Annotated in this window: 21 protein-coding genes and 1 pseudogene; 6 read left to right on the plus strand and 16 right to left on the minus strand. The window is 60.4% G+C overall.

Annotated features, from left to right (window positions below):
- On the minus strand, positions 1-1,545 hold a 1,545-nt coding region (locus tag E4O98_RS25475; protein WP_248136563.1), incomplete at its 3' end, for a DUF6531 domain-containing protein.
- 273 nt (positions 1,546-1,818) lie between these two features.
- Between E4O98_RS25475 and E4O98_RS25480 the strand changes: the two genes are divergently transcribed.
- Positions 1,819-2,904 (plus strand): DUF1615 domain-containing protein, encoded by a 1,086-nt coding sequence (locus E4O98_RS25480; RefSeq protein ID WP_248136565.1) that lies wholly within the window; start codon positions 1,819-1,821, stop codon positions 2,902-2,904.
- Here E4O98_RS25480 and E4O98_RS25485 read toward each other — a convergent pair whose 3' ends face one another.
- Positions 2,905-3,699: a DUF4349 domain-containing protein gene (locus E4O98_RS25485; protein ID WP_248136567.1), complete on the minus strand. Its 795-nt coding sequence runs from the start codon at positions 3,697-3,699 to the stop codon at positions 2,905-2,907.
- Between the two features lie 85 nt (positions 3,700-3,784).
- Between E4O98_RS25485 and E4O98_RS25490 the strand changes: the two are divergent.
- Positions 3,785-4,030, plus strand: a pseudogene (locus E4O98_RS25490) (acyl-CoA thioesterase domain-containing protein); the annotation flags it as partial.
- Positions 4,031-4,275: 245 nt separating this feature from the next.
- Here the strand turns inward: E4O98_RS25490 and E4O98_RS25495 are convergent.
- From E4O98_RS25495 to E4O98_RS25505, 3 genes are read right to left on the minus strand one after another with little or no spacing between them, the layout of a single operon-like run.
- Entirely contained in the window at positions 4,276-5,457 is a 1,182-nt protein-coding gene (locus E4O98_RS25495; RefSeq protein ID WP_248136569.1) for an acetyl-CoA C-acetyltransferase, read from the minus strand.
- 11 nt (positions 5,458-5,468) lie between these two features.
- A complete protein-coding gene (locus tag E4O98_RS25500; RefSeq protein ID WP_005786928.1) occupies positions 5,469-6,128 on the minus strand; it encodes a CoA transferase subunit B in 660 nt (219 codons plus the stop codon).
- 31 nt (positions 6,129-6,159) lie between these two features.
- The gene (locus E4O98_RS25505; protein ID WP_010211319.1) at positions 6,160-6,858 is read right to left on the minus strand and encodes a CoA transferase subunit A; all 699 of its coding nucleotides are present in this window, start codon (positions 6,856-6,858) and stop codon (positions 6,160-6,162) included.
- A gap of 133 nt (positions 6,859-6,991) precedes the next feature.
- Between E4O98_RS25505 and E4O98_RS25510 the strand changes: the two genes are divergently transcribed.
- Complete coding sequence (locus E4O98_RS25510; protein ID WP_032876764.1) at positions 6,992-7,894, plus strand: LysR family transcriptional regulator; 903 nt, start codon at positions 6,992-6,994, stop codon at positions 7,892-7,894.
- Positions 7,895-7,949: 55 nt separating this feature from the next.
- Here E4O98_RS25510 and E4O98_RS25515 read toward each other — a convergent pair whose 3' ends face one another.
- From E4O98_RS25515 to E4O98_RS25540, 6 genes are all read right to left on the minus strand, one after another.
- Positions 7,950-8,279: a hypothetical protein gene (locus tag E4O98_RS25515; RefSeq protein WP_003190335.1), complete on the minus strand. Its 330-nt coding sequence runs from the start codon at positions 8,277-8,279 to the stop codon at positions 7,950-7,952.
- Between the two features lie 469 nt (positions 8,280-8,748).
- A complete protein-coding gene (locus E4O98_RS25520; protein ID WP_248136572.1) occupies positions 8,749-9,603 on the minus strand; it encodes an NAD-dependent protein deacetylase in 855 nt (284 codons plus the stop codon).
- A gap of 8 nt (positions 9,604-9,611) precedes the next feature.
- Positions 9,612-10,052 (minus strand): CBS domain-containing protein, encoded by a 441-nt coding sequence (locus E4O98_RS25525; protein ID WP_005786938.1) that lies wholly within the window; start codon positions 10,050-10,052, stop codon positions 9,612-9,614.
- A 130-nt stretch (positions 10,053-10,182) separates the two neighbouring features.
- Positions 10,183-12,132 carry a DNA topoisomerase III gene (locus E4O98_RS25530; RefSeq protein ID WP_248136574.1) on the minus strand — a complete coding sequence of 650 codons (1,950 nt, stop codon included), beginning with the start codon at positions 12,130-12,132 and terminating at the stop codon, positions 10,183-10,185.
- A gap of 166 nt (positions 12,133-12,298) precedes the next feature.
- Entirely contained in the window at positions 12,299-13,921 is a 1,623-nt protein-coding gene (locus E4O98_RS25535; protein ID WP_148854146.1) for an MFS transporter, read from the minus strand.
- Between the two features lie 88 nt (positions 13,922-14,009).
- A complete protein-coding gene (locus tag E4O98_RS25540) occupies positions 14,010-15,677 on the minus strand; it encodes a GMC family oxidoreductase N-terminal domain-containing protein (RefSeq protein WP_103735349.1) in 1,668 nt (555 codons plus the stop codon).
- 129 nt (positions 15,678-15,806) lie between these two features.
- Here E4O98_RS25540 and E4O98_RS25545 point away from each other — a divergent pair, with 129 nt between their 5' ends.
- Positions 15,807-16,700: a LysR family transcriptional regulator gene (locus E4O98_RS25545; protein WP_248136576.1), complete on the plus strand. Its 894-nt coding sequence runs from the start codon at positions 15,807-15,809 to the stop codon at positions 16,698-16,700.
- Positions 16,701-16,771: 71 nt separating this feature from the next.
- Here E4O98_RS25545 and E4O98_RS25550 read toward each other — a convergent pair whose 3' ends face one another.
- The 3 genes from E4O98_RS25550 to E4O98_RS25560 form a co-directional block, all read right to left on the minus strand.
- Complete coding sequence (locus tag E4O98_RS25550; protein WP_248136578.1) at positions 16,772-18,631, minus strand: DUF3857 domain-containing transglutaminase family protein; 1,860 nt, start codon at positions 18,629-18,631, stop codon at positions 16,772-16,774.
- Positions 18,632-18,809: 178 nt separating this feature from the next.
- A complete protein-coding gene (locus E4O98_RS25555) occupies positions 18,810-20,156 on the minus strand; it encodes a glutamine synthetase family protein (protein WP_248136580.1) in 1,347 nt (448 codons plus the stop codon).
- An 11-nt stretch (positions 20,157-20,167) separates the two neighbouring features.
- The gene (locus tag E4O98_RS25560; RefSeq protein WP_216091035.1) at positions 20,168-20,725 is read right to left on the minus strand and encodes an XRE family transcriptional regulator; all 558 of its coding nucleotides are present in this window, start codon (positions 20,723-20,725) and stop codon (positions 20,168-20,170) included.
- Positions 20,726-20,993: 268 nt separating this feature from the next.
- On the opposite strand from E4O98_RS25560, the gene E4O98_RS25565 reads away from it, so the two are divergent.
- Together E4O98_RS25565 and E4O98_RS25570 are read left to right on the plus strand one after the other, a co-directional pair.
- Positions 20,994-21,302, plus strand: a complete 309-nt coding sequence (locus E4O98_RS25565) for an RcnB family protein (RefSeq protein ID WP_005786954.1) — start codon at positions 20,994-20,996, stop codon at positions 21,300-21,302.
- Between the two features lie 88 nt (positions 21,303-21,390).
- A complete protein-coding gene (locus E4O98_RS25570; protein ID WP_032876744.1) occupies positions 21,391-22,584 on the plus strand; it encodes an MFS transporter in 1,194 nt (397 codons plus the stop codon).
- On the opposite strand, the gene E4O98_RS25575 is transcribed toward E4O98_RS25570, so the two are convergent.
- A complete protein-coding gene (locus E4O98_RS25575) occupies positions 22,547-22,819 on the minus strand; it encodes a DUF1652 domain-containing protein (protein WP_032876742.1) in 273 nt (90 codons plus the stop codon). The genes E4O98_RS25570 and E4O98_RS25575 overlap by 38 nt on opposite strands.
- A 103-nt stretch (positions 22,820-22,922) precedes the next feature.
- The gene (locus tag E4O98_RS25580) at positions 22,923-24,419 is read right to left on the minus strand and encodes a helix-turn-helix transcriptional regulator (protein ID WP_078820868.1); all 1,497 of its coding nucleotides are present in this window, start codon (positions 24,417-24,419) and stop codon (positions 22,923-22,925) included.
- Positions 24,420-24,540: the final 121 nt, after the last annotated feature.

Here is a 24,540-nt window from a genome sequence, read left to right on the forward strand (position 1 = left end):
TAACTCATCAGGAGCCGAGCCCAAGTAGATCGCCGCTTCCGCCAGGCTGTTGGTAATCGCAGGCCGAGCAGAAGTCGGCAAGGGCAGGGTAGTCGAGCGGTTCTCATGATCGGTCCACACCACCGAATCGCCCGACACACAAAGCCTGTGCGCCAGCGCATGACTCCAGCCAAACCCCAACCCGCAATCCAGTTCCACCGCACTGGTGCGATACAGCCGCGTCCACTCAAACGGCAAAATCCCGTCCAGCGCGCCATCGGTAAGGGTCAGCAATTCCTCGCCGGTGACCATCGACACCGGGCAACCATGAGTGACCGTCTTATCTGCTGGAGCCGCCGCATCTCCCTTCGGATTCGACGCCACGGCAGGCGCATCATCCACCGATTCCTGGCGGACCAACGTGGTGCGTTGGGTCTTGCTGCGCACCATCGACACCGGGTTCGAAACCAGCGTATCGCCTGCCTTCAACGGCACCACCGGCACGGCCTTGACCGGTGTCGCGGCACTGCTCAGTAACACCGGCTTGGCGACCTCGACATGCGGCCCCAACCCTGGCCCCACTACTTGCTTGGCCAGCAATTCCAACAACGCTCGTGCGCGCCCGGATTTGACGTGACTGAGCACACCAGCCCCCAATCGCACCACTACGCCCATCGCACCCAAGACGCGAATCAGCAGCAGATTGATCAGGACCTCACCGGTAATTTCGCCCCACAGTTCAGCCATCTCCGGCGGCGGGAGCATGCGCATCCAGCTGACCAGCGCCGATAGATAGATAAACAACAGCGGCTCATCACTGAGCACCAGCAAGCCCTGGGCGATCGCGTCACTGCTCAGTGTCAGCAGTTCATCGAGCTCAGTTTGAGAAAGGTATTGCAGCAGTTTTTCGCTGTTGGGCTTGAGGTCCGCCAGCAGCGCCGACAGCTCGCCAATGTTGTCCCACAGGCTGTAAAGCGCCTTGACCATGCCGCTGGCAAAGGCCGCCTCCAGCAGGCGGCGCCGCTCAAGCGGGCGAGCGTCTGCGTAACTTTTCCACTGGGCTTGGAAAGTGTCGGTCCACTCTTTGCGCAGCCGGGCTTCCAGCGCTGCGATCACCGACTGGTAGGAGGCATACAGCGCCTTGAGGTGATCCTGGGAAACGTTGGGGTAAAAGCTCACCCGATATTGCTGGTTGCGATCACACTCGGTGATCTCAAGGATGCCGCTCGGGCCGATGGTCTTGTGGATGGGCTCGCCCAGCGGACCGCCGTTTGGATCAACGCGTTGCAGCATCACCGCTGTGTCGCCGATCGGCACGAACCGCGTGCTCTGGAACATATGCACCAGGGTCAACGTACCGTTGGCCCGGCAGGTGGCGACGGTGCTGCTGGGAAACAGGGAGCGATTGATCGGGGCAACGAGCGTTACCTCATCGCCGACCTTGAACACCTGCTCAAGCTCCAGCGCCGAGAAGCTCCAGAAGCTATTGGCCCAATCGTCAAAGGTGTTCAAGCAATCGCGAAAGTCACGGAAGACGCCTTCAACGTCGACCGTTTTCACGTTCATTGGGGTCAGGGCCAGCCTGCCAATGACCGGGTTCAAGCGCCAACCCCATCAACCGGGGGCGTAACGAAAACAACCATCTGCAATCCCTCGCACTGTTCAATCAGGCGAGGGACTTTGCAGCGGTTCACAGGGCAGGGGAGTAGCGCTTATCCGGCAGTTATGTGGGATGTTTCAGCTAAGGCCAGGCATCCGCTTCGGCTCACCGACGAACCCCGGTTAGACTTACCTGTCGATATCAGCACTGCCCGGCCTGTCGTTAACCAAGGAAGCCTCATGTATCCAAGTCGTCTGTTCTTTTGCCTCATGCCTTTGCTGGTGCTGGCCGGCTGTTCCACCTCCCGTGGCCCGCAGCAACCCGAGCGCAGTGAGGCCGAGGTGAAGGCGCAGATCGTGCGCCTGCTGCCGGCCAAGGTGTCGGACCGCAACGGTTGGGCCCAGGACATCTACACCGCCTTCGACACCCAGAAAATCTACCCCAGCACCGAAAACATCTGCGCCGTGCTGGCGGTGACCGAGCAGGAGTCTACCTATCAGGTCGACCCGCCTGTGCCGGGCATGGGCAAGATCGCCCAGGATGAAATCCTGCGTCGCGCCGGCAAGGTGCATGTGCCCGCGTTCGTGGTACGCAGCGCCCTGCAATTGCGTTCGCCCACCGGCAAAACCTACGCCGACCGCTTGAATGCCGCACGCACGGAGAAGGACTTAAGCGCGATCTTCGATGACTTCATCAGCATGGTGCCCCTGGGTAATACCTTGTTTGGCGGCTTCAACCCGGTGCACACCGCAGGCCCGATGCAGGTCAGTATCGACTTTGCACAAAAACAGGCGCGGGGTTATCCCTACACGGTGGACGGTACGATTCGCCGTGAAGTGTTCACCCGTCGCGGCGGTATGTACTTCGGCATCGCCCATTTGCTCGGCTACCCGGTGAGCTACGACCAGCCGCTGTACCGCTTTGCCGATTTCAATGCCGGTTGGTACGCCAGCCGCAATGCTGCGTTCCAGGCCGCGGTCAGCCGCGTGACGGGTAAAGAGCTGGCGCTGGATGGGGACTTGATCCGCTATGGCTCCCTGCTGCCCGGCACCACCGAACTGGCAGTGCGCTCACTGGGGGCGAAGCTGGACATGCGCAACCCGAGCATCCGCAGCCAGTTGGAGCAGGGCGACCAGTTGGATTTCGAGGACACCACGCTGTACAAGCGCGTCTTCGGCCTGGCCGACCAGGCGGCCGGCAAACCGCTGCCACGGGCGATCCTGCCGGGCATTGTGCTCAAGAGCCCGAAGATCACCCGCAACCTGACCACGGCCTGGTTTGCCAAGCGTGTGGATGAGCGCTATCAGCGCTGTATCAAGCGCTGATCAGCTGCGACGCTTGACGAACCGGCGCCACAACCCAACCCACAGCCACACCACCGGGAACGCCAGGATCACAAACGGCAGCACATAGCTGGCACGCTCCAGGGCGTCTGCCGTGCCGTTCACCAGGTTGTCTCCCAGGTGGCTGAACATCCGGCTGAAACGTGACGCTTGGTTCGCACCGTCAGAAGAGCGGAAATTCAGGGTCACGCGATTGGTATCGAGGCGGCGTTGCTGGCCGACGGCAACCTGGGCCAATGCCTGCAACTCATTTTCAATACTTGCTTGCTCCTTGCTCAGAACGATCAAGTCACTGACGTTGATATCCTTGCGCTTGGCCAGTTCGTCGAGGCGTTGCTGCTGGGCTTGCAGGCGCTGCTGGCGGCGGCGCACATCGTCGATCGCATCGGCCAGGTCTTCGGCGGTAGTGATGCGCTGGCCGAGTTTGCCGCCTTCAGCCGCGAGGGCGACCATCGGTTCCACACCCGTGGGTGCGATCCGCAGGATGATCTGGCCGCCGTTGCTGTCTTCGGTAATGCCAAGGATATTGCAGGCACCAAAGCGTGCCGTTTCACACGCCTCGCGGGTGGCCTGCATACGCGGCGCGAGCAGGGCGCCGGGCAGGGCCAGGGTCAGTTCATGCTCATAGGCCAGTTGCGCCCCGGCCTTGCCCTGTTCGCCATTGATGACCGTGGCGCGAGAGTGGTCCTTGGGTGAGCAACCGGCCAAGGCCAGGCCAGCGAGCAAAATCAACAGCGGCGCGCGAAGCGGGTGGGAATTGCCGTCCAGGTGGCGCATTACGTTTCCTTGAAATGTGCAGGAGAAATTGATCGCGATTAAAGCCGGTCTGGTCCATTAACGCAAAGCATTGCCGGGGATTTGCCTGGCCGATATTGGCATGGGATACGCCATGGCGTTTTCCAGTGAGCCACCGCTGCCGTTGATTACTGCCAGCATGACCTTGGACTACCTGGGCGCCGTGCAGGTGGGGGAGTGGATGGTGGTACGTTTGGAAAGCCACAAGCGCGGGCGGCAGATGGCGTTTGCGACGCTGAGTTTGCAAGTGCAGGAGCGCATTGTGCTGCGTGCGAGTGCGGTGTTTGCGGTGCCACAGGGTGACAGGCAATGAGATCAAATGTGGGAGCTGGCTTGCCTGCGATAGCGGTGTATCAGTCAGCAATAATTTGACTGACACACCGCTATCGCAGGCAAGCCAGCTCCCACCGTCTGACCGAGTGCTTACAGGTAGGGAATCGATAAAAGAAAAGGCCTGGCTTTTCGTGGAACCGGGCCTTTTCTGTGTTGCTCTTATTGGCATGGGGCTGCTACGCAGCCCAACGGGAGCAAGCTCCCTCGCCACAATAGCGATCCGATTCAGCTGCGTTCGAGTGCCAGGGCCACGCCTTGGCCGCCGCCGATGCACAGCGTCGCCAAACCTTTTTTGGCGTCGCGCTTGATCATTTCATGCAGCAGGGTCACCAGCACGCGGCAGCCTGAGGCGCCAATCGGGTGGCCGATGGCGATAGCGCCGCCGTTGACGTTGACTTTATCGGCGTCCCATTCCAGCTCTTTGCCCACTGCCAAAGATTGCGCAGCGAAGGCTTCGTTGGCTTCGATCAGGTCCAGGTCTGCCAACTGCCAGCCGGCTTTGTCCAGGCAGCGGCGAGTGGCCGATACCGGACCGATGCCCATGATGGCCGGGTCCACGCCCGCATTGGCGTAGCTGGCGATACGCGCAAGTACAGGCAAGCCGAGGGCGCGGGCTTTGTCGGCGCTCATCAGCAGCACGGCGGCGGCGCCGTCGTTGAGGCTGGAGGCGTTGCCGGCGGTGACGCTGCCGTCTTTCTTGAACGCCGGCTTGAGCTTGGCCAGGGACTCGGCCGTGGTACCGGCGCGGGGTTGTTCGTCCACCGCGAAAGCCACCGGGTCGCCTTTGCGCTGGGGAATCAGGATCGGGGTGATCTCGTCGGCAAAACGTCCGGCCTCAATGGCAGCGGCGGCTTTTTGCTGGGAGGCGGCGGCGAACGCATCCTGGGCTTCACGGCTGATGCCGTACTTGTCTACCAGGTTCTCGGCGGTGATGCCCATGTGGTAGTCGTTGAATGCGTCCCACAGGCCGTCGGTGATCATGCTGTCGATCATCTTCGCGTGGCCCATGCGCAAACCGGTGCGCGCGGCGGGTAGTACGTAGGGTGCCAGGCTCATGTTTTCCATGCCGCCGGCAATGATCACCTCGGCGTCGCCGCAACGAATGGCCTGTGCGCCCAGGTGCAGGGCCTTGAGGCCCGAGCCGCAAACCTTGTTCAGGGTCAGGCTCGGCACGGCGTGGGGCAGGCCGGCGAGGATCGAAGCCTGGCGCGCCGGGTTCTGGCCGCTGCCTGCAGTGAGCACCTGGCCGAGGATCACTTCATCGACTTGGGCCGGGTCCAGGCCGGTCTGCTCCAGCAGGCGACGGATCACCGCGGCACCCAGTTCCGGGGCCGGAATACTCGCCAGCGAACCTTGAAAGCTGCCCACGGCGGTGCGGGTGGCAGCAACAATCACGACGTCTTGCATGGAATCTGTCCTCACTGGAAGTGCATTTCTGGAACGTGGTCCGGGACGATCAGTTTACCGGCGGTCTTGCTCACAATCTCTTCAACACTGACGCCAGGTGCGCGTTCCTTGAGGACAAAAGCGCCATTTTCGATTTCCAGGTACGCCAGGTCCGTGAGCACACGCTTGATGCAGTTGGCGCCGGTCAGCGGCAGGCTGCATTGGCTGAGCAATTTGGACTCACCGTCTTTGGACGCGTGGGTCATGATCACGATGATATTTTCCGCACCGGCCACCAGGTCCATCGCACCGCCCATGCCCTTGACCAGCTTGCCGGGGATCATCCACGAGGCAATGTTGCCTTGTACGTCCACTTCAAACGCGCCGAGTACCGTGAGGTCGACATGCCCGCCGCGAATCATCGCGAAGGATTCGGCGGAGGAGAAGATCGAAGCACCGATGCGCGCGGTCACGGTTTGCTTGCCGGCGTTGATCATGTCGGCATCAATGGTTTCTTCGGTAGGAAACGGTCCCATGCCGAGCAGGCCGTTTTCCGATTGCAGCATCACTTCCATGCCGTCGGGGATGTAATTGGCCACCAGGGTCGGAATGCCGATGCCCAGGTTCACGTAGTAACCGTCCTGCATTTCGCGGGCGACGCGTTGAGCCATTTGTTCGCGGGTAAGAGCCATGGTTGTTTCCTCTTATTGTTCTGGACGGGGATTATTTGCGGACGGTGCGCTGTTCGATGCGCTTCTCGAAGGTGCCGCAGATGATCCGGTCGACGTAGATGCCAGGGGTGTGGATCTGCGCCGGGTCCAGCTCGCCCGGTTCGACGATTTCCTCGACTTCGACCACGGTGATCTTGCCCGCAGTGGCGGCCAGCGGGTTGAAGTTCTGGGCGGTGTGGCGGTAGATGACGTTGCCGAAGTGGTCGGCTTTCCAGCCTTTGACAATGGCGAAATCGCCGGTGATGGACTCTTCCATCAAATACGGGCGGCCGTTGAATTCGCGGGTCTCCTTGCCTTCGGCAACTGGGGTGCCGACGCCGGTGGCGGTGAAGAAGGCCGGGATGCCGGCGCCGCCTGCGCGCATTTTTTCCGCGAGGGTGCCCTGGGGGGTGAGGACTACTTCGATTTCGCCGCTGAGCAGCTGCTTCTCGAACAAGGCGTTTTCACCCACATAAGAGGCGATCACCTTGCTGATCTGTTTTTCTTCGAGCAGCACGCCCAGGCCGAAGCCATCGACGCCGCAGTTGTTGGAAACCACCGTCAGGTCGCGGGTGCCTTTGCGCTTGATCTCGGCAATGAGGTTTTCCGGAATGCCACACAGGCCAAAACCGCCGGAGAGCACGGTCATGCCGTCTTCCAGGCCTGCCAGTGCTTCTTCATAGGACGCCACGCGTTTATCGAAACCTGCCATATGCACCTCTTTTATTGTTTGTGGTCCAGCCAGTGCGTTGAGTGTTGCGCCAGTGGATTGATTTGTTAAGTTGTTTTTTAAGGTTGATTGATTTAGAAAACAGCATAGTCCAACTGCTGTCTGGAGCTGCCTCATGACCGTCAAACAGATGCGTGCCTTTCTCGCCGTTGCTCAGAGTCTGAGTTTTGCTGCTGCCTGCGAGCGCCTGCACCTTTCTCAGTCGGCACTGAGCTTGACCATCAAGGGGCTGGAAGAAGGGTTGGGCGGGCGCCTGTTCAGCCGCAATACCCGTAACGTCGCGCTGACCCCCGAGGGCGAATCGCTGTTGCCCCTGGCGCGCCGGTTGATTGCCGACTGGGACAACGCCGAGGACGAACTGCGCCAGCGTTTTACCCTGCAACGCGGGCGCGTGACGGTGGCGGCCATGCCGTCGTTTGCCGGTAACCTGTTGCCGCCGATCCTGAAGATATTCCGCGCACGTTACCCTCAGGTGAACGTGACGGTGCATGACCTGATCAACGAGCAAGTGCTGGAGATGGTGCGCGACCGTCAGGTGGAGTTGGGCGTTGCATTCGAGCCGTCCGAAGGGTCATCGTTGGCATTTACGCCGTTATATCTGGATCGCTTTATCGCCGTGGTGCCAGGGGATTCGCCGTTGGCTCAGCGTGCCGAGATCGATTGGAAAACCTTGCTGGAGCAACCGTTTATCACGTTGCAACGCCCCTCCACGGTACGTGTGATGTTGGAAGAACACCTTGGCGCCTTGCAGATGAAATTGCCCGTAGCGTTGGAAAGCCATCAACTGGCGACCGTGGGGAAGATGGTCGCCAGCGGGCTGGGCGTCAGCGCCGTGCCAGCGTTATGTGCCCGGCAGATGGAGGAGGCGGGTGCTCATTGCATTACCTTGACCGGCCCGGTGATCGAGCGGCCAATTGGCGTGTTGACCAAACCGGGCCATGAGTTGTCGGCGGCGGCGCAAGTGTTGTTCGATATTTTTCGGGATGAGGCGGGGAAGGGCAGGTTTCCAACTTTCTAACGTTATAAAAAATGCGGGAGCTGGCAAGCCAGCTCCCGCATTGATTGAGTAATACTTAGTAGTAGCGGTCGATCACTTTAACTTGCGAGCTGTCTTTGAAAGATGCCCAGGCATTGTTGAGTGTATCGAACACCTGCTCGATAAAGTTTCGATCAGCCGCAGCCTTCTTTCCGACATAGCCCTGGCCACGGCGGTACATCTTCAGGCGCGCCGCCAGTTCACGGTTATTGCGGTCGAACTCGGCTTCTTCGGTATGGGGCGCCAGGCAGTCAATTTGCACTTCGCCCGATTTGCCAATCCACAGGATATGGTCGTCGAGTGTGTCTTTCTGCGCTGCGAACATCTCAGCCAATTCATCGATAGTTGGTTGGTTGTTCAGATTCATGTGTAAGCCCCTTGACCAGTTGGCGATCTATCAATTGATTCGTTAAAACTGCGTAGTTGTCTCCGGTTCCGAAAACCGGGCGTCAGTGACGGTCTGCCGAATACGGGCAGGGTCTTGAACCTGATGCATGTAGTCTTGCTGATGAACTGCTACGCAACGCTTTCATAACGAAGACAAGCAGCGTTTTAGCTCCTTGTACCGGACCCTTTCGGGGCTGGTCAGCTTCATCAATCTGCCTTGTGGGCAGTGCACATCCGGAAAAACAGCTCGGCGGTCAGACGAGCCTGTTCAAAACGCTTGTTACCAACGCTCCCGATCCGGGAGACGTCTAGATCATGCAAGGACAAAAAGGTTACGTCAACGATTATGTAGTGATTATTTTTGATCACTACATAATTTGTTGTGGGGGCGGGGGAATGCGGGAAAACGTGACTTGGGCGTCATTTTTTGGAGGTGCAGGTCGGGCGTTTCAACCCTCCTGTAGGAGCCGGTCGACGAGCAACGGCAGTAGCTGCTCGCAGGAGGCCTGGATTTTAACCTGCAGCAGCTCATCCCCGCGTGTCTTGCCCAGATTGATCGCAATCACCGGCTTACGCTGCTCGACCATGGCCTTGCACAATCGGAACGCCGAATAGGCCATCAGTGACGACCCCACCACCAGCAGGCCCTCAGCGTGTTCTACCGCCGCCATCGCCTTCAGCGCCGTCGCCGGTGCGACATTCTCGCCAAAGAACACCACGTCAGGTTTGAGCCGCTCGCCGTTGCAATGGGGGCAGTGGGGCACCTGGAAGTGTTGTTCAAATGCCGGATCGAGCAAGGTGTCGCCATCCGGCGCTTGCACGGCGTGAACCTGCGCCATATGCGGGTTATCAACTTCCATTTGCCGCTGGATCACATCGCGCTCGCTGCGCAGTTGGCAATCCAGGCACAGCACCCGATGCAAGCTGCCGTGCAACTCGATCACGTCATGGCTGCCGGCCTGGTCATGCAGGGTGTCGACGTTCTGTGTGATCAGCCCGCTGATATGGCCACGGTGTTGCAGTGTCGCCAGTGCCAGGTGAGCCTTGTTCGGCTGCGCAATGCGCACACGCGGCCAACCCAGCATCGCCCGTGCCCAGTAACGGCGTCGCGCATCCGGGGTGGCAAGAAATTCCTGGTACATCATCGGTGCTTTGCCCCGGCGTACACCTTCACTGTCGCGGTAATCCGGGATGCCCGACGAGGTGCTGATGCCTGCGCCGGTCAAGGCTAAAAAGCGTCGTTCAGCCATAGCCCGGTGCAGGATTTCGAGGTGGTCTGCCTGATGTTCCAGCGTGTCGAGCATGGTGTCTCCTATTCGCCGCGGATGTATTGCTCCAGCTGTTTGATCAGATCAGCCTGTTCGGCGATGGCTTCCTTCACCAAGTCACCGATGGACAGCAGGCCCAACAGTTCGCCGTCTTCGACCACCGGTAGGTGGCGCAGGTGACTGTCGGTCATGATGTTCATGCATTCCTCGACACTTTTATGGGTGTCGACGGTGATGACGGGAGAGCTCATAACATCGTCGACCCGAGTGGTCACCGACGACAGGCCTTTGAGAATGAGTTTACGTGCGTAATCACGCTCGCTGATGATCCCTACGACCACACCTTCCTTGACGACTGGCAAGGCACCGACGTTTTTCTCAGACATCCGCACCAGCGCTTCGAACACCGTGTGGTCCCATTGAATGGTGTGGACGTCCTGGTTTTTCTGATCCTTGGCTTTGAGCAATTGTGCGACGGTTTTCATGGCGGCCACTCCGGTGTTGTTCTTAGGTAGTCAGGGTCCCCTAAAGAATCCTAGACGGCCTGCGGCAGGGCAAGACCCAAAGCGGCGTTAAACCTGTCGAAAAACGTCATTTGCCGGATTTTTACGCGTTCTAGCCCGCCGTTGTCGGTTTCTTTGTGCGCTTTGGACTGGCCGCAGCCTTGCGTGGAGCGCTCTTGCGTTTCTTCTTCCAGGGCGTGGCACCTCGACCTGCCGGGCTGGCGGGGCCGGTGATGGTCATGCGCATACCGTTACAGCGCGCCACCTGCTTGCTCATCCACGCCGCCTGCTTGGCAACGAATTCTTCCAGGCTCATTTCGCCGCTTTGCACCATGTCCAGCGCTTGCTCCCAGATGGCGGTGGTGCCTGGGTCGGCAATGGCGCGGGGCACCGCGTCAATCAGGCTGAACGCGGCTGGGGTTGCCGACAGGGCTTTGCCGTTTTTCACCAGGTAACCGCGGTCCAGCAAGCCCTGGATGATCCCGGCGCGAGTGGCTTCGGTGCCGATGCCGGTGGTGTCCTTGAGCTTTTGCTTGAGCAGCGGGTCTTGCACCAGTTTGGCGACGTTTTTCATCGCCTTGATCAGGTCGCCTTCGGTAAAGGGCTTGGGCGGTTGGGTCCACAGGTCCTTGAGGTTGACCTTGGCCACGGCGTAGTCCTGGCCCTGCACCAGCGTCGGCAAGGCCTGGGGCGCAGGCGCTTCACGGCCTTTGGCGGGCGCCAGTGCCTCGGGCAATGCGCGTTTCCAGCCGGCTTCGATGATGACCTTGCCCACCGCACGCAACGCCTGGCCGGCACAGTCGAAATCTGCCTGGGTGCGGTCGTATTCATGGTTGGGCAGGAACTGCGCCAGGTAGCGCGCGCGTATCAAGGTGTAGACCGCACTGTGCTTGCCGGTCAGTTGGCTTAAATCCTTGCCCGCCCCAGTGGGGATGATGCCGTGGTGGGCGCTGACCTTGGCGTCATTCCAGGCCCGCGAGCGGCGTTGAGGGTCGATGTGCGGCATCAATTCGTTGACCGCCGCATCCGCACGGCCCAGCGCCGAGAGGATCTTTGGCGCCTCACTGTGCTGGCTCAACGGCAGGTAGCCGCAATCGCTGCGCGGGTAGGTGATGACCTTATGAGTTTCGTAGAGGGATTGGGCAATATCCAGGGTTTCCTGGGCGCCCAGGCCGAGCTTTTTGGAACAGATTTCCTGCAGTGTGCCGAGGTCAAAGGGCAGGGGGGCAACTTCGCGCATGCGTTCGGTGCGCAGCTTTACCAGCCGCGCCGTGTTCGCGTTGCCCATGGCGTCGGCAGCGTCCCGCGCCAGTTGCGGGTTGAGGCAACGGCCCTGATCATCGCAGGCATCTTCATTGGCGCGCCACTGGGCGGTGAAGGTCATGCTTTCGTGACGCAGGTCGACATCAATGGCCCAATACGCCACCGGTACGAAATCGGCGATGCTGCGATCACGGTCCACCACCAGGCGCAGGGTCGGGGTTTGCACCCGGCCTACCGGCAATACGCCCTGATAGCCGGATTGGCGCCCCAGTAGGGTAAACAGGCGGCTCATGTTCATGCCGATCAGCCAGTCGGCGCGGGAGCGGCCCAGGGCCGAGTGATACAGGCTGAAGGTTTCGGCGCCCGGCTTGAGCGCCGCCAGGGCCTTGCGAATGGAGGCCTCGTCCAGTGCCGACAGCCACAGCCGCTGGATCGGCCCACGGTAGCGGCAATGCTCCACCAGTTCACGGGCAATCATCTCGCCCTCACGGTCAGCATCGGTGGCGATCACCAGCTCCTGGGCTTCCCCCAGCAAGCGCTTGACCGCCTTGTACTGGCTGGCGGTCTTGGGCTTGACCAGCATCTTCCATTTTTCCGGAACGATCGGCAGGTCGGCCAGCACCCAGCGTTTGTATTTGGCGTCGTAGGCGTCGGGCGGGGCAGTTTCCAACAGGTGCCCGATGCACCAGGTGACAGTAACCCCGTTGCCCAGCCAGCAGCCGTCGCCGCGGCGTGTGGCGCCGAGCACGGCCGCGATATCCTTGGCCTGGGAGGGTTTTTCACAGAGGTACAGCCGCATGGTCATCACATCAGATCGGGTTGATGCCTTGCAGGATGCTTAGTCAAAAGGATTTGAGCAACCATTATCTGTATGGATGTACAGCAATTTGTGTGAGCAACAACAACCAAAATGTGGGAGGGGGGCTTGCTCCCTCCCACAAGGGATCTTCGGTGTTCAAACGAACTCAGTTGTTATCGATATCCACATGCCGGGTTTCTTTGAGGCAGAACAAACCGACGATCAAGCTCACCCCAGTCACCACCACCGGGTACCACAGGCCATAGAAGATATCGCCGGTGTACACCACCAGGGCAAAGGATACGGTCGGCAGGAACCCGCCAAACCAGCCGTTGCCGATATGGTAGGGCAGGGACATCGAGGTGTAGCGGATACGCGTCGGAAACAGCTCCACCATCAGCGCTGCCAATGGCCCGTAGCACATGGCCGCGATCAGGATCAGCACGACGATCAGCACCACCACCATCACCTTGTTGACCTGGGCCACGTCCGCCGAAGACGGGTAGCCGGCCAGGGTCACGGCGCCACGCAGTGCCGCCTCGTCAAAGCCGTCGATGCGCACATCGCCCACGCTCACCTGCACCGGGCTGCCTGCCGGAGCGGCGGCACTGCTGTAGGGCAGGCCCTGCTTGACCAGGAAGGTCTTGACCTTGTCGCATGGGCTGTCAAAACGCGCCTTGCCCACCGGGTCGAACTGGAAAGTACAGGTGGCCGGGTCGGCCAGCACGGTAATCGGCGCCTGTCGGCTGGCCTGGTCCATCGCTGGGTTGGTGTAGTGCGCCAGGCCCTTGAAGATCGGGAAGTACAGCGCGGTCGCCAGCAGCAGGCCGAGCATCAGCACCGGCTTGCGCCCGACCTTGTCCGACAGCCAGCCAAACAGGATAAAGAACGGCGCGCCAATCACCACGCTGATGATCAGCAACATATTGGCCAGGGCCGGGTCCATGCGCAGGAACTGGGTCAGGAAGAACAGCACATAGAACTGCGCCGCGTAAAAGGTCACGGCCTGCCCGCCGTTGATACTGAACAGCGCGATCAATACGACCTTGAGGTTTTCCCATTTACCGAACGATTCGCGGATCGGCGCCTTGCTGGCCTTGCCTTCTTCTTTCATTTTCAGGAAGGCCGGCGACTCGTGCAGGCTCATGCGGATCCAGGTCGAGATGCCCAGCAGCACGATGGAAAACAGGAACGGAATGCGCCAGCCCCACACTTCGAACTGATCGCCCGTGAAGTAACGGCAGGCCAGCACCACCAGCAACGACAGCAACAGGCCGAGGGTGGCGGTGGATTGAATCCAGCTGGTATGCAGGCCGCGCTTGCCGGGTGGCGCATGTTCGGCCACATAGGTGGCCGCGCCGCCGTACTCGCCGCCCAGCGCCAAGCCCTGCAACATACGCAGTACGATCAGGATGATCGGTGCGGCGATGCCGATGCTGGCGTAGGTCGGCAGCAGCCCGACGCAGAAGGTTGCCACGCCCATCAAAATGATGGTGACCAGGAAGGTGTACTTGCGCCCGATCATGTCGCCCAGGCGGCCGAACACCAATGCTCCGAACGGGCGCACCACGAAGCCTGCGGCGAAGGCCATCAAGGCAAAGATAAACGCAGTGGTGTCGTTGACCCCGGCAAAGAACTGCTTGCTGATCACCGCCGCCAGGGCGCCGTAGAGGAAAAAGTCATACCACTCGAACACCGTCCCCAGGGACGAGGCGAAGATGACTTTTCTTGATTCGCTGGCAGTGCCTGCACTGGCCGCCGAGCCCAGGGGTTGAGCATGTTCTGACATTGGGTGTCCCTCACAGTGATTATTTATTGTTGTCCCACTGTCGGCGCCAACTTCGGCGCCGCTGTTTTTCTTCATATATCGTCAACGATTACGCGGGGTGCCCTGCGGTGCGCGGTGCGGGTGGGTTTTTCGCGAGCAAGCTCGCGCCTACAGTGTTCGGTGAAAGGATCAACTGCGCAGCCTTCTCTGCGATCATCAGCGTCGGTGAGCAGGTATTGCCGGAGGTGATGCGCGGCATGATCGACGCATCGGCAATGCGCAGCCCGGGAATGCCATGCACACGCAGTTGGCTGTCGACCACGGCGTCCTTGTCATCGCCCATGCGGCAGGTGCCCACCGGGTGGAAAATGGTGGTGCCGATGCGTGCCGCGGCTTCGTGCAGTTGTGCTTCTGTTTGCAACGCATCGCCAGGCAGGTATTCCACCGGTTTGAACTGGCTCAAGGCGGGCGCGGCGACGATGCGCCGGGTCAGGCGGATGGCGTCGGCGGCCACGCGCAAGTCCTCGGGGTGGCTGAGGTAGTTGGGTTGTATCAGTGGGGCATCCGCCGGGTTGGCCGAGCGAATATCCACGCGGCCGCGGCTTTGCGGGCGCAGGTCGCAGACCGACGCGGTAAACGCCGGGAAGCCGTGCAACGGTTCGCCAAAGCGCTCCAGGGACAGCGGCTGCACATGGTATTCAAGGTTGGCCGACGTCTGCTCCGGCCCGGAGCGGGCAAATGCGCCAAGCTGGCTGGGCGCCATCGACAGCGGACCGCTGCGGTCGTACAGGTAGCGCAGGCCCATGCCCATCTTGCCCCACAGCGTGCCGGCGATCTGGTTCAGGGTACGTGCATTTTCCAGTTTGTAGATCAGGCGCAGTTGCAGGTGATCTTGCAGGTTGCCGCCCACGCCCGGCAGTTCATGCACCACATCAATGCCCAACGGTTTGAGCACGTTGGTGGGGCCGATCCCGGAACGCTGCAGAATGCCCGGCGAGCCCACGGCACCGGCGCACAATATGATCTCCTTGCGCGCTTTCCAGCTGAGCTGTCGGCCGTGTTGGCGCCCGACAACCTGGGAGGCCCGGCCGTTTTCCAGCAGCACACGGTCGACCTCCACCTCCGTCAACACAGTCAGGTTGGGGCGTTGGCGGATCGGCTTGAGAAACGCCTTCGCCGCATTCCAGCGCACCCCGGCCTTCTGGTTGACCTGGAAGTAGCCGCAGCCTTCGTTGTCGCCCTGGTTGAAATCATTGATGTTGGCGATGCCGCTCTGGGCTGCCGCCTCACGAAACGCATCGAGGATTGGCCACGACAGGCGCTGCTGCTCGACGCGCCACTCGCCACCATCGCTGTGGAATTCCGATCCACCGGCAAAGTGGTTTTCGCTGTGTTTGAACAGCGGCAACACATCCTTCCAGGCCCAGCCCGGGTTGCCTGCTGCCGCCCAGCCGTCGTAGTCCTGGGCTTGGCCGCGCATGTAGATCATGCCGTTGATGGACGAGCAGCCGCCGAGCACTTTGCCCCGTGGGTAACTCAGGGCGCGACCTTGCAGGCCGGCTTGCGCCTCGGTTTTGAAGCACCAGTCGGTGCGCGGGTTGCCGATGCAGAACAGGTAGCCGACGGGGATGTGGATCCAGGGGTAATTATCGCGGCCACCGGCTTCCAGCAGCAGGACGCGGTGGGCCGGGTTGGCGGACAAACGATTGGCCAGCAGGCAACCGGCGGGGCCGGCGCCGACCACGATGTAATCGTATTCAGCAGTTGCAATGGGCATCTGGGGGCTCGCTTGTTTTTCTTGTTGGCCCCATCCTAGTTGTTAGTTTTCGTCTTAAAAATGTTAGTTTTTACCCAGCTGCTGTGCGTTTTTAAACAGCGCGGTCCGGGCTCAGGCAATGGAGGCGATATGTTCGACTGGAATGACCTGCGGTTTTTTCTCGAGTTGCAGCGCAGTGGCCGCCTGCTCACCGCCGCGCAACGCTTGAAAACCACGCATGCCACCGTGGCCCGGCATATCGAGGCCATCGAGAAAAGCCTCGGCACCGCGCTGTTTGTGCAACACGCCCAAGGCTACGAATTGACACCCGCGGGCGAGGCGCTGCTCAAACATGCCGAAGTCATGGAGAACGTGGCGCTGCTGGCCGAAGACGAACTCACCCACTCAGCCGCGCCCTTGGGCAAGATACGTCTGGGGGTGGCCGAAGGTCTGGGCGTGATGTTCCTCGCCGGGCGCATGGGCGGGTTGTTCGAGCGTTACCCAGGTCTGGAAGTGGAGCTGGTGGCCGTACCGCGTTTTGTCAGCATCCTCAATCGCGAAGCGGAGATCAGCATCCACCTGGAACGCCCCAGCGTCGATCAATTGGTGACACGCAAACTCACCGACTACCGTCTGGCGCTGTATGCCAGCCGCGCTTATCTTGCGCGCAACCCGCCGATCGAAAAGCGCGAAGACCTCGCCGCCCATGCCTGGATCGATTACGTCGATGACCTGCTGTTCAGCCAGGAACTGAAGTTCCTCAACAGCTTCTGTCGCAACCCCAAGGTGGTGTTCCACAGCACCAGCGTGATCGCCCAGCACCAGGCGGCGCGTTCGGGGTTGGGCATTGCCGTGTTGCCATGCTTTATGGCGGCGGGCGACAAGAATTTGGTGCCGTTGCTGCCGGCAGAGAGCATCCAGCGCAGCTACTGGATCAGCTCGCGTCGGGAGTTGCACAAGTCGGTGCGGTTGCGGGTGTTGTGGGATTATGTGGTGGAGTTGTGCGCGCGCGAGCAGAGTTTGCTACTCGGCGAATCCCGCTGACACACACGGACTAAAAGGTGGGAGCAGGCAAGCCAGCTCCCACATTTGGGCTGTGGTGTGTCAGGGACGGTCTAGAACTTTACTACCTGATGCACCTGCTCGGCACACGCCCGAGCCTCGTCAATCATCTTGCCGAACGCATCACTGGCCACTTCAGCATGGGTCAGCCAGCGTTTCTTCTGGCTCAGGCGATAGTGGTAGCGCAGCGAGCCATCCTGCAGTTTTCCGTCCAGGTCCAGGTCGTACCAGGGCGAGCGCACTGTGCAGCCGGGGATGGCTTTTTCCATCTTCCCGCCTGTCAGGGTGTAGGTGTAGTCGTAGGTTTCCGGGTTGCCCAAGTAAAGGTCGGCCTGCTGCCCCTGGCGGCGATAGTTGATGTAGCCCTCCCACCGGTCTTTCAACGACGGGTCGGTGTAGACATAGTCATTGGCCAGTTTTTCCAGGGCGCGCTGATCATTCATGCGCGCGGTGACGCTATAACCGTCATGCACCACAAAGCCGGTAGGTTCACGGGTGATCTGGCAGTCGCTGATGTCGTTGCCGAAGTTGGCGCAGATATTCTGGTCGGTGGCGGTGGTGCCTTGCTGGCGGTCGGCGACGCTCATTTGCATCAGCGGCAGGCGGCTGAAGGTGATCGTCGCCTTTACCGCGCCATCTCCCTCTTTGCCGTACTGCACCTGTTTGTCCAGGCGGATCGAGACTTCGGGCCGTTCCAATGGAATGCGCTCTTCGCGCACCTGGCCCTGGGCATCGTTGACCAGCACCCAGCGGTCCTGAATGTCGGGCATGATCTGGCCCGGGGCGAAGACCGGATTGGTCGGGTCAAGCCACCACACCTGGTCATTCACTTCGGCACGCACGATGGCGTGGTTAGGCGCCTGGGTACCCGGAATCAGCAAGGAGTCGACCACATCGCCACGGCTCACCCACGCGGTCTCGGCCTTGATGCCACTGGCCTTGAGCATGGCCGTCAGCAGCGTCGCCAGGTCCTTGCAGTCGCCGTAGCCATGCTGCTCGATTTCCGCCAGGCTGAATGGCACATAACCACGCTCGCTGGCCCGCCAGTCACCCAGGTAGCGATAGTGATCATTGATGTGCTGCATCAGCGCGGCCACTTGCTCGGCCGGTGCCAGGCTGCGTGCGGCGGCCACGGCGGCGGCGGCTTGCGCCGGCAGGTTGGCGCCGAGAATCTGGTTGTAACGCTGGGCGAAATCACCGAAGTAAGCCTGGCGTTCCACGGCGCTACCGACTTCCAGGCGTGGGATGCGCAGCAGGGCGGCAGCGGAGGATTCATTGATGTAGTTGAGGTAGATCGGGGCTTTAAGCGCCACGTCCAGGGTCTTGCCGTTGCTCGAAGGGGTCACGTTGAACGCGTCGAACATTTCACTGCGCCACTGGATCGGGCGTTCGGCGGTAAAGCGCGCCTTGAAGCGATCACGGCGGGCCGCGCCGGGGCCGAACTTGAGCACGTAATGGAACTGGGTCATCAGCGGTTTGGCCGGGTAGTGCTGGCGTACGGTGTAGCGGATCTTTGTGCCCACGCGCAAGTTGGGGAAGGCCAGGGAGGTTTGTTTGTCGCGGCTGAAGCCCTGGTCCGGGTTGGGCGCGCTGCGCGTGTCGATTTGAGTGGCCGCCAGGGGGACCGGCTTGGCGCCAGGCTGGGTGGACTGTGCGCTGATCACCTCAAAGGTATCGCCTTCGGAGTAATCGAAGTCGATGCGCGAAAGCATTTCGCGGCCGTTGGGCTTGAGGATCGTGTAGCGGTAAGTAGTGGTGCAGTCGGTACTGGCGTCGCGGTTGAAGTGGCAGTGCAATTCGGTGTCGTTGGCCAACGGCGCTTCGGCAATAGGTTGCAGGGCAGCGCTGACGGAATGGGAAACAAGCCCCAGACTGATGGCAATCAAAGGGCGGTGAAACGAAAAACGGTACATGGGCGCCTCGGGTGACACATTGAAACAGCTACCCGGCGGGTAGCGAGAAGGCGCCGGATGATAATGGGTCTCAACGGCAAAAGCCAGGATTGTTCGACAATTTATCCGTCTGAAAGGCCCGTGCTAGAGCCTTTCTTTGATTTAAGTCAGGTTTTGGGCAAGTCAGTTTCGGTAGTTTTTAAAGAAACCAGCGATATTCCCGCGCATGAATCTCTTGCTGAAAAGCCAAGTGATCCTGGCGCTTGTTCTCGCAATATACATCGACAAATTCCGCGCCCAGCTTGTCGCGCACTACCGGTTGCTGCTGCATGGCGCGCACGGCGTCGAGCATCTCCACCGGGAAATCGGTACCGCTGTTACGGTCTTCGTTCAGCGATGTGATCGGCTCGCGCTTGGCCTCAAGCCCATGCTCCAGGCCCATCAGGATCGCCGCCAGCACCAGGTAGGGGTTGGCGTCGGCGCTGGCCAGGCGGTGCTCGATCCGCAGGTTGCGCGGGTCGGACTCGGGGATGCGCACGCACGCGTCACGGTCTTCAAAGCCCCAACTGGCGCGGGTGGCGGCGTTGACGGTGCCACCCAGGCGGCGCAAGGCATTGTGGTTGGGCGCGAAGATCGGCATGCAATGCGGCAGCAGCTCCAGGCAACCGGCCACGGCGTGGCGCAGCGGTTGCTGTTGATGAGCGGCAAGCAGGTTATTGCCCGCCGCGTCGTAGAGGCTGACATGCACATGCATGCCGCTGCCGGGAAATTGCAGGTAGGGCTTGGCCATGAAACTGGCGCGGTAACCGTGCTTGAGTGCCACGCCCCGGGTGCTGCGGCAGAACAGTGCGGCCCAGTCGGCGGCGCGCAAGCCGTCGTCGCAGTGGCCAAAGTTGATCTCGAACTGGCCGGGACCAATCTCGGCCGTGATCACGGTGATGTCGATACCCTGTTCCTGGGCGGTTTGCGCCATGTCGTCGAGCACTTCGCTGAAGCGCGAGAGCCGCTCGATATGCAGGTTGGGCTGGTCGTCGGCGTCACCACTGAGCGGGTCTCGGGAAAATTGCGGCAGGCCGTTGTCGAGCTTTTTATCGAACAGGTAGAACTCCAGCTCAAACGCAACCACCGGGTGGATGCCCTTGTGCTGCAAGCGTTCCAGCACCTTGGTCAATACTTCGCGGGGCTCGAATTCGATCGGCGCTGCGGTGCCGTCCGAGGTGATGAGCATTTGCCCCAAGGGCTGCGATTCCCAGCTCACCGGCTTCAATGTGCCGGGCACCAGGCGGCGATTGGCATCCGGGTCACCGTCGTTGAAGCAGTAGTCGCCAATCTTGAACAACCCGCCCTGAGCCCCCAGCAATACCGCGTTCTGCGGCAACTTCAACGGGCTGCCGGCGGCGACTTTTTCAAGCATCTCCACCGGGTAGCGCTTGCCGTAGAAATGCCCGGGAATGTCCAGGGCGATCAGGTCGACATAACGCACGTCGGGGTGGTTCTGGCGAAAGGTCCGTACTTCGGCCAGCAACGTTGCAGATGGGCTTTTCACGGGTGCAGCTCCTAGTTGTAAACCCACAGGACGCGGGCGGGCAGGTCGGTCAGGTTGGCGTAGCGGCAGTGGGCGAAACTGGCCAGGTGGAAACTGTCGCCTTCGTAGAGGGTGACTGCATCGGGCTCACCCTCAACCCACAGGGTTAGCTCGCCCTCCAGCACAAAGCCAGCCTGCTCGGCGCGATCGCTCATGCTTTGCTCGCCGCTGTTGGCACCGGGGGCCAACAAGCTGTCGAGCATCGAGAACGCGCCGTTCATGCTCGGCGACACCAGGATGTCGGTGATGCCATTGGCGTAATACACCGTGCGCCGCTCGTTGGGGCGGGTCACCCAGTCCACCGCCTTGGGTTTGGGCAGGCTGTAGAAATAGGTGGTGGGCACATCGAGGGCGTGGCTGATGGCGGTCAGGTCGGCGACGGTGGGTTGCGACAACCCGCGTTCCACTTGGGACACAAACCCCACCGAGCGCTCGATCTTTTGCGCCAATTGCGCCAGGGTGAGTTTCTTGTGCTTGCGCAGGTCGTGGATCAGGGTCGCGAGAGTGGCGAGTTCTTGTTGCTGGTTCATGAAATTTAGTTCGAATAATTTCATGAAAAATTACATGATTAATTTCATGGAGGCAATCGGGAGGGAGTTTGAAGCGTATTTATTCTTGCTGGAACAGGAGCTGCAGGGGTGTAGCACGCGATCGGATGCGGATCGATTGGGACAATTGTTGGCCGGACTGTATGGGTCAGCAAGGCCGAGCTGGCCACAGGGGAAACTGAGCGGGCTGAATGATTCTGCGCCGCCGCGGTCGGAACCTGGGTACGCACCATTAATTGAAGGAGCACCCATGAAGTCGAAAACCTTAGCCGCTTGCCTGCTGGTCGCTGCCAGCTTTTCCACCGCCAGCGCTGTAGTGCAGGCCGGCGATACCCCTCAGGAAACCGTGCAACCTTCAAACATCAACGCCCGTGATTTGAAAGAAGGTGATCGCGCCCCGGACATGTTGATGCGCGAGGAATCAGCGATTAAAGACTGGAAAAAGCGCGGCCTCAAACAGCCTGAGGATGAGAGCCAATGGGCGCGTGTAGGCGACAAGTACGTCCTGCTCAAGACCACCAACGGCACCATCCTTGAGATTACGCCGGTCAAGAAATAATTCTGCCGGGCCACCTGCTCGTTTCGTGGTTCATGCGTTAAGGTAACCGACCGCAATGGTCGCGTTACCTTCACAGGAAAGAAGCAGGATGCTTGCCACAATAAGAACCTACCCCCGCACGGTGAACCTGCTGCTGTGCGCCACCTTGCTGCTGACGTTGGCCAAGGCCATCACCTTTCCCTACCTGGTGATCTACCTCACCAGCCACTTCGCCCTGGACATTACCCAGGTTGGCCTGGTGATCGGCAGTTCGCTGATTGTCGGCTCGCTGCTCAGCGTGTACGGCGGCTTCCTGGTCGACCGCATCAACAGCTATCGGCTGTTGCTCGCATTGAGCCTGGTGTTTGTACTGGGGTTTATCGGCACGCTGTTGGCGCAGGATATCTGGGCGTTCTATGGCTGCCTGATCCTGATCAACCTGGCCTACGCGGTCATCGACATTGCGGTGAAAGCCGGCTTCGCCAGCCTGTTGCCCGAAGACGCACGCAGTGAAGTGTTTTCAATCAAATATACCCTCACCAATATCGGTTATGCCGTGGGGCCGGCCTTCGGGGCGATGGTGGCCAAGCTGGATATCAGCCTGCCGTTTATTCTGTCGGCGCTGTTGGGGCTCGGTTTTTTCCTGCTGTATTGGCGGTGGGGCGACCGCACCTTGGCCACTGTCGATGCCACGCAAAAACCGGTGCCGTTTCTGGCCGTCGCCCGTGTGCTGCTGCAAGATCGTCGCCTGGTGTGTTTCACCCTCGGCGGTTTGCTCAGTGCGGTGGTGTTCGGCCAGTTCACGGCCTACCTGTCTCAATACCTGGTAACCACCACCACCGCCGAATACACCTACACCGTGATCAGCGCAGTGCTGACCACCAACGCCGTGCTGGTGATTGCCTTGCAGTACCTGATTGGTCGGCGCATTTCGCATCGCTATCTCAGCCAATGGCTGATCGCGGGCTTGAGCATGTTCATGCTGGGGTTGATCGGTTTCGCGCTGTCCACCAGCGTGTTGTGGTGGGTATTGGCAATGGCGGTGTTTACCGTAGGGGAAATCATCGTGTTCCCGGCCGAGTACATGTTTATCGACCGAATCGCCCCGGACCACCTGCGGGGCATGTATTACGGGGCGCAGAACCTGTCCAATCTCGGTGCCGCGCTGGGGCCGGTGCTTTGTGGGCTGGTGCTGGCCAGCCTGCCGGCCCACTACATGTTCTATATGCTGGGGGCGTTTATCATTGGCGGCGGGGTGTTCTATTTCATGGGGGCGGCGATGAAGGCAAATCATCCAGCGTGAGCTTGCCGACGTTGTTGCTTTGCAGTTCGTAGCGCAACTCATCCACCATCTTCGCCACTTCCTGCGGGGTTTGCAGGCGATTGGTGCTGATGCCGGTAACCACCAGGTCGACACGGCCGGTTTCTGCGTCGTAGACCTTGAGGGTCAAGGACGCATCCCGGCACAGGGTGAATTCGCACGTCAGCGGTGACAGGCCTTCTTCGATGCAGTTGCGCAGTTGAGAGAGGGTAAACATGCAGATTCCTTCAAGGCATAAATACGATCCCTTGAAGGTTATGGCGTGCACCCGCGCGCCATAAGGCGAATTCGCACTAGGTGGACTAGTGCATTTGCAAGGGTCAGGGTTTGTTTTTAAGGCGCAATTCACCGGCGAACAGCCCGCGTTCACGGGCCCAAACGATGGCCGCGCTGCGGCTGTGCACCCCCAGTTTGGAATACACCGTGGCCACGTGGTTGCGTACGGTATTGGGCGCCAGTTTCAGGCGCGAGGCGATTTCCTTGTCTGCCAGGCCCTCGCAGATCAGGCCCAGCACATCACGCTCACGGGCGGTCAGGTCGGTGAATGAGACGTTCGGCAGGTTGGGGCTGTTGACGCTCTTGGCGTTGGCCAGTTTCTCGATCAGGGTCTGGCTGAACCAGGACGCGTCCTGCATGACTTCCTCGATGGCCGCCACCAGTTCCAACTCCGAACGTTTGCGTTCGGTGATGTTCATCAGCACCATCAGGTAGCAGGGCACGTCCTGGATGATCACCGTGTCGGCTGACACCACGCAGTCGATCACCTCGTTGCCTTTCTTGCGCACCTTGAGGTCCTGGCCGTCCAGGTTGCCGGCTTTTTCCAGGGTGGCGAACAACTGCGCGCCGGCCTGGGGGCTGTCGATAAAGTTGATGTCTTCGATGGATTTGCCGATCAACTCCTCGCTGATGTAGCCGGTGATGGTCATGAAGGCTTCGTTGACATCCACCACCTGGCGGTTGTCGGCGCTGCACACCAGGGTCGGCACCGGCGTCAGGCGGAAGGATTTGGCGAAGCGCTCTTCACTCTGTCGCAAGGCAATTTCCGCTTTGCGTCGCGGCTCAAGGTCAGTGAAGGAAAACAACATGCAGTCTTCCTCGTTCATGTCCAACGGTTGGCCGGCGACGATCACCAGTTTGCTGCCACCTTCGGGCAATCTCAGTTCGGCCTGCATCTGCGGAATAGTTGCGCCTTCGCCCAGGCGCTGGATCGCCAGGTCCTTGCGCTCGGCCTGTTCCAGCACGTCCAGTTCATACACGGATTTGCCGATGACCTGGTCACGGTTGTAGCCGGTCATCTCCAGAAAACCCTGGTTGACCTTGATGTAGCGCAGGTCGCTGAGGCGGCAGATCACGGCGGGTGCGGGGTTGGCGTTGAAGGTTTTTTCAAAGCGTTGCTCGGCGCTCGCCCATTCGGTGGCGTCGCTGAGGATCAGCACCAGCAACTCCGGCTCACCCTGCGCGTCGGACAGTATCAGGCTGCGCAAGCGGTGCACCCAGTAGCGACTCTCGTCGGCGGCAGGGGTGACTTCCACCACCACATCGCTGAACTCTTCACCAGCGGCCACGCGGCTTAACGGGTAGCTGTCCAGCTGTAAAGGATGGTTATTGCGATAGCGCAAGGCGAAACGCTCGGCATAGGCCTCGGTATTGGCGCCCAGGTCCTCGACGGCGCTGACCCCGTGCATGGTCAAGGCAGCGTCATTGGCCCAGAGGATGGTCTGGTCGACCTCGGCCAGAATCACACCGTCGGACAACCCGGAAATGATCTGCTGCAACTGGCGGCGATTGGTTTCTTTGGCGAGAACATCGTGGGTCATAACGTCTCCGAAGGGGCGAGGCTTGAGTGCATTCGAGTACGACATCCCGGCTTCAGGATAGTGCAGAGAATTTGCCTTGGGAGGAGTGCGAATGCACCACCCGGCCTGGTGCATATGAGCC

The sequence above is a fragment of the Pseudomonas sp. W2Jun17 genome (assembly GCF_023127795.1).
GTDB classification, from domain to species: domain Bacteria; phylum Pseudomonadota; class Gammaproteobacteria; order Pseudomonadales; family Pseudomonadaceae; genus Aquipseudomonas; species Aquipseudomonas synxantha_A.

Excerpts from the sequence above, each read along its gene's own strand:
- E4O98_RS25480 (WP_248136565.1), top strand. The coding sequence starts at position 1,819 with ATGTATCCAAGTCGTCTGTTCTTTTGCCTCATGCCTTTGCTGGTGCTG.
- E4O98_RS25485 (WP_248136567.1), bottom strand. The coding sequence starts at position 3,699 with ATGCGCCACCTGGACGGCAATTCCCACCCGCTTCGCGCGCCGCTGTTG.
- E4O98_RS25495 (WP_248136569.1), bottom strand. The coding sequence starts at position 5,457 with ATGCAAGACGTCGTGATTGTTGCTGCCACCCGCACCGCCGTGGGCAGC.
- E4O98_RS25500 (WP_005786928.1), bottom strand. The coding sequence starts at position 6,128 with ATGGCTCTTACCCGCGAACAAATGGCTCAACGCGTCGCCCGCGAAATG.
- E4O98_RS25505 (WP_010211319.1), bottom strand. The coding sequence starts at position 6,858 with ATGGCAGGTTTCGATAAACGCGTGGCGTCCTATGAAGAAGCACTGGCA.
- E4O98_RS25510 (WP_032876764.1), top strand. The coding sequence starts at position 6,992 with ATGACCGTCAAACAGATGCGTGCCTTTCTCGCCGTTGCTCAGAGTCTG.
- E4O98_RS25515 (WP_003190335.1), bottom strand. The coding sequence starts at position 8,279 with ATGAATCTGAACAACCAACCAACTATCGATGAATTGGCTGAGATGTTC.
- E4O98_RS25520 (WP_248136572.1), bottom strand. The coding sequence starts at position 9,603 with ATGCTCGACACGCTGGAACATCAGGCAGACCACCTCGAAATCCTGCAC.
- E4O98_RS25525 (WP_005786938.1), bottom strand. The coding sequence starts at position 10,052 with ATGAAAACCGTCGCACAATTGCTCAAAGCCAAGGATCAGAAAAACCAG.
- E4O98_RS25530 (WP_248136574.1), bottom strand. The coding sequence starts at position 12,132 with ATGCGGCTGTACCTCTGTGAAAAACCCTCCCAGGCCAAGGATATCGCG.
- E4O98_RS25535 (WP_148854146.1), bottom strand. The coding sequence starts at position 13,921 with ATGTCAGAACATGCTCAACCCCTGGGCTCGGCGGCCAGTGCAGGCACT.
- E4O98_RS25540 (WP_103735349.1), bottom strand. The coding sequence starts at position 15,677 with ATGCCCATTGCAACTGCTGAATACGATTACATCGTGGTCGGCGCCGGC.
- E4O98_RS25545 (WP_248136576.1), top strand. The coding sequence starts at position 15,807 with ATGTTCGACTGGAATGACCTGCGGTTTTTTCTCGAGTTGCAGCGCAGT.
- E4O98_RS25550 (WP_248136578.1), bottom strand. The coding sequence starts at position 18,631 with ATGTACCGTTTTTCGTTTCACCGCCCTTTGATTGCCATCAGTCTGGGG.
- E4O98_RS25560 (WP_216091035.1), bottom strand. The coding sequence starts at position 20,725 with ATGAACCAGCAACAAGAACTCGCCACTCTCGCGACCCTGATCCACGAC.
- E4O98_RS25565 (WP_005786954.1), top strand. The coding sequence starts at position 20,994 with ATGAAGTCGAAAACCTTAGCCGCTTGCCTGCTGGTCGCTGCCAGCTTT.
- E4O98_RS25570 (WP_032876744.1), top strand. The coding sequence starts at position 21,391 with ATGCTTGCCACAATAAGAACCTACCCCCGCACGGTGAACCTGCTGCTG.
- E4O98_RS25575 (WP_032876742.1), bottom strand. The coding sequence starts at position 22,819 with ATGTTTACCCTCTCTCAACTGCGCAACTGCATCGAAGAAGGCCTGTCA.
- E4O98_RS25580 (WP_078820868.1), bottom strand. The coding sequence starts at position 24,419 with ATGACCCACGATGTTCTCGCCAAAGAAACCAATCGCCGCCAGTTGCAG.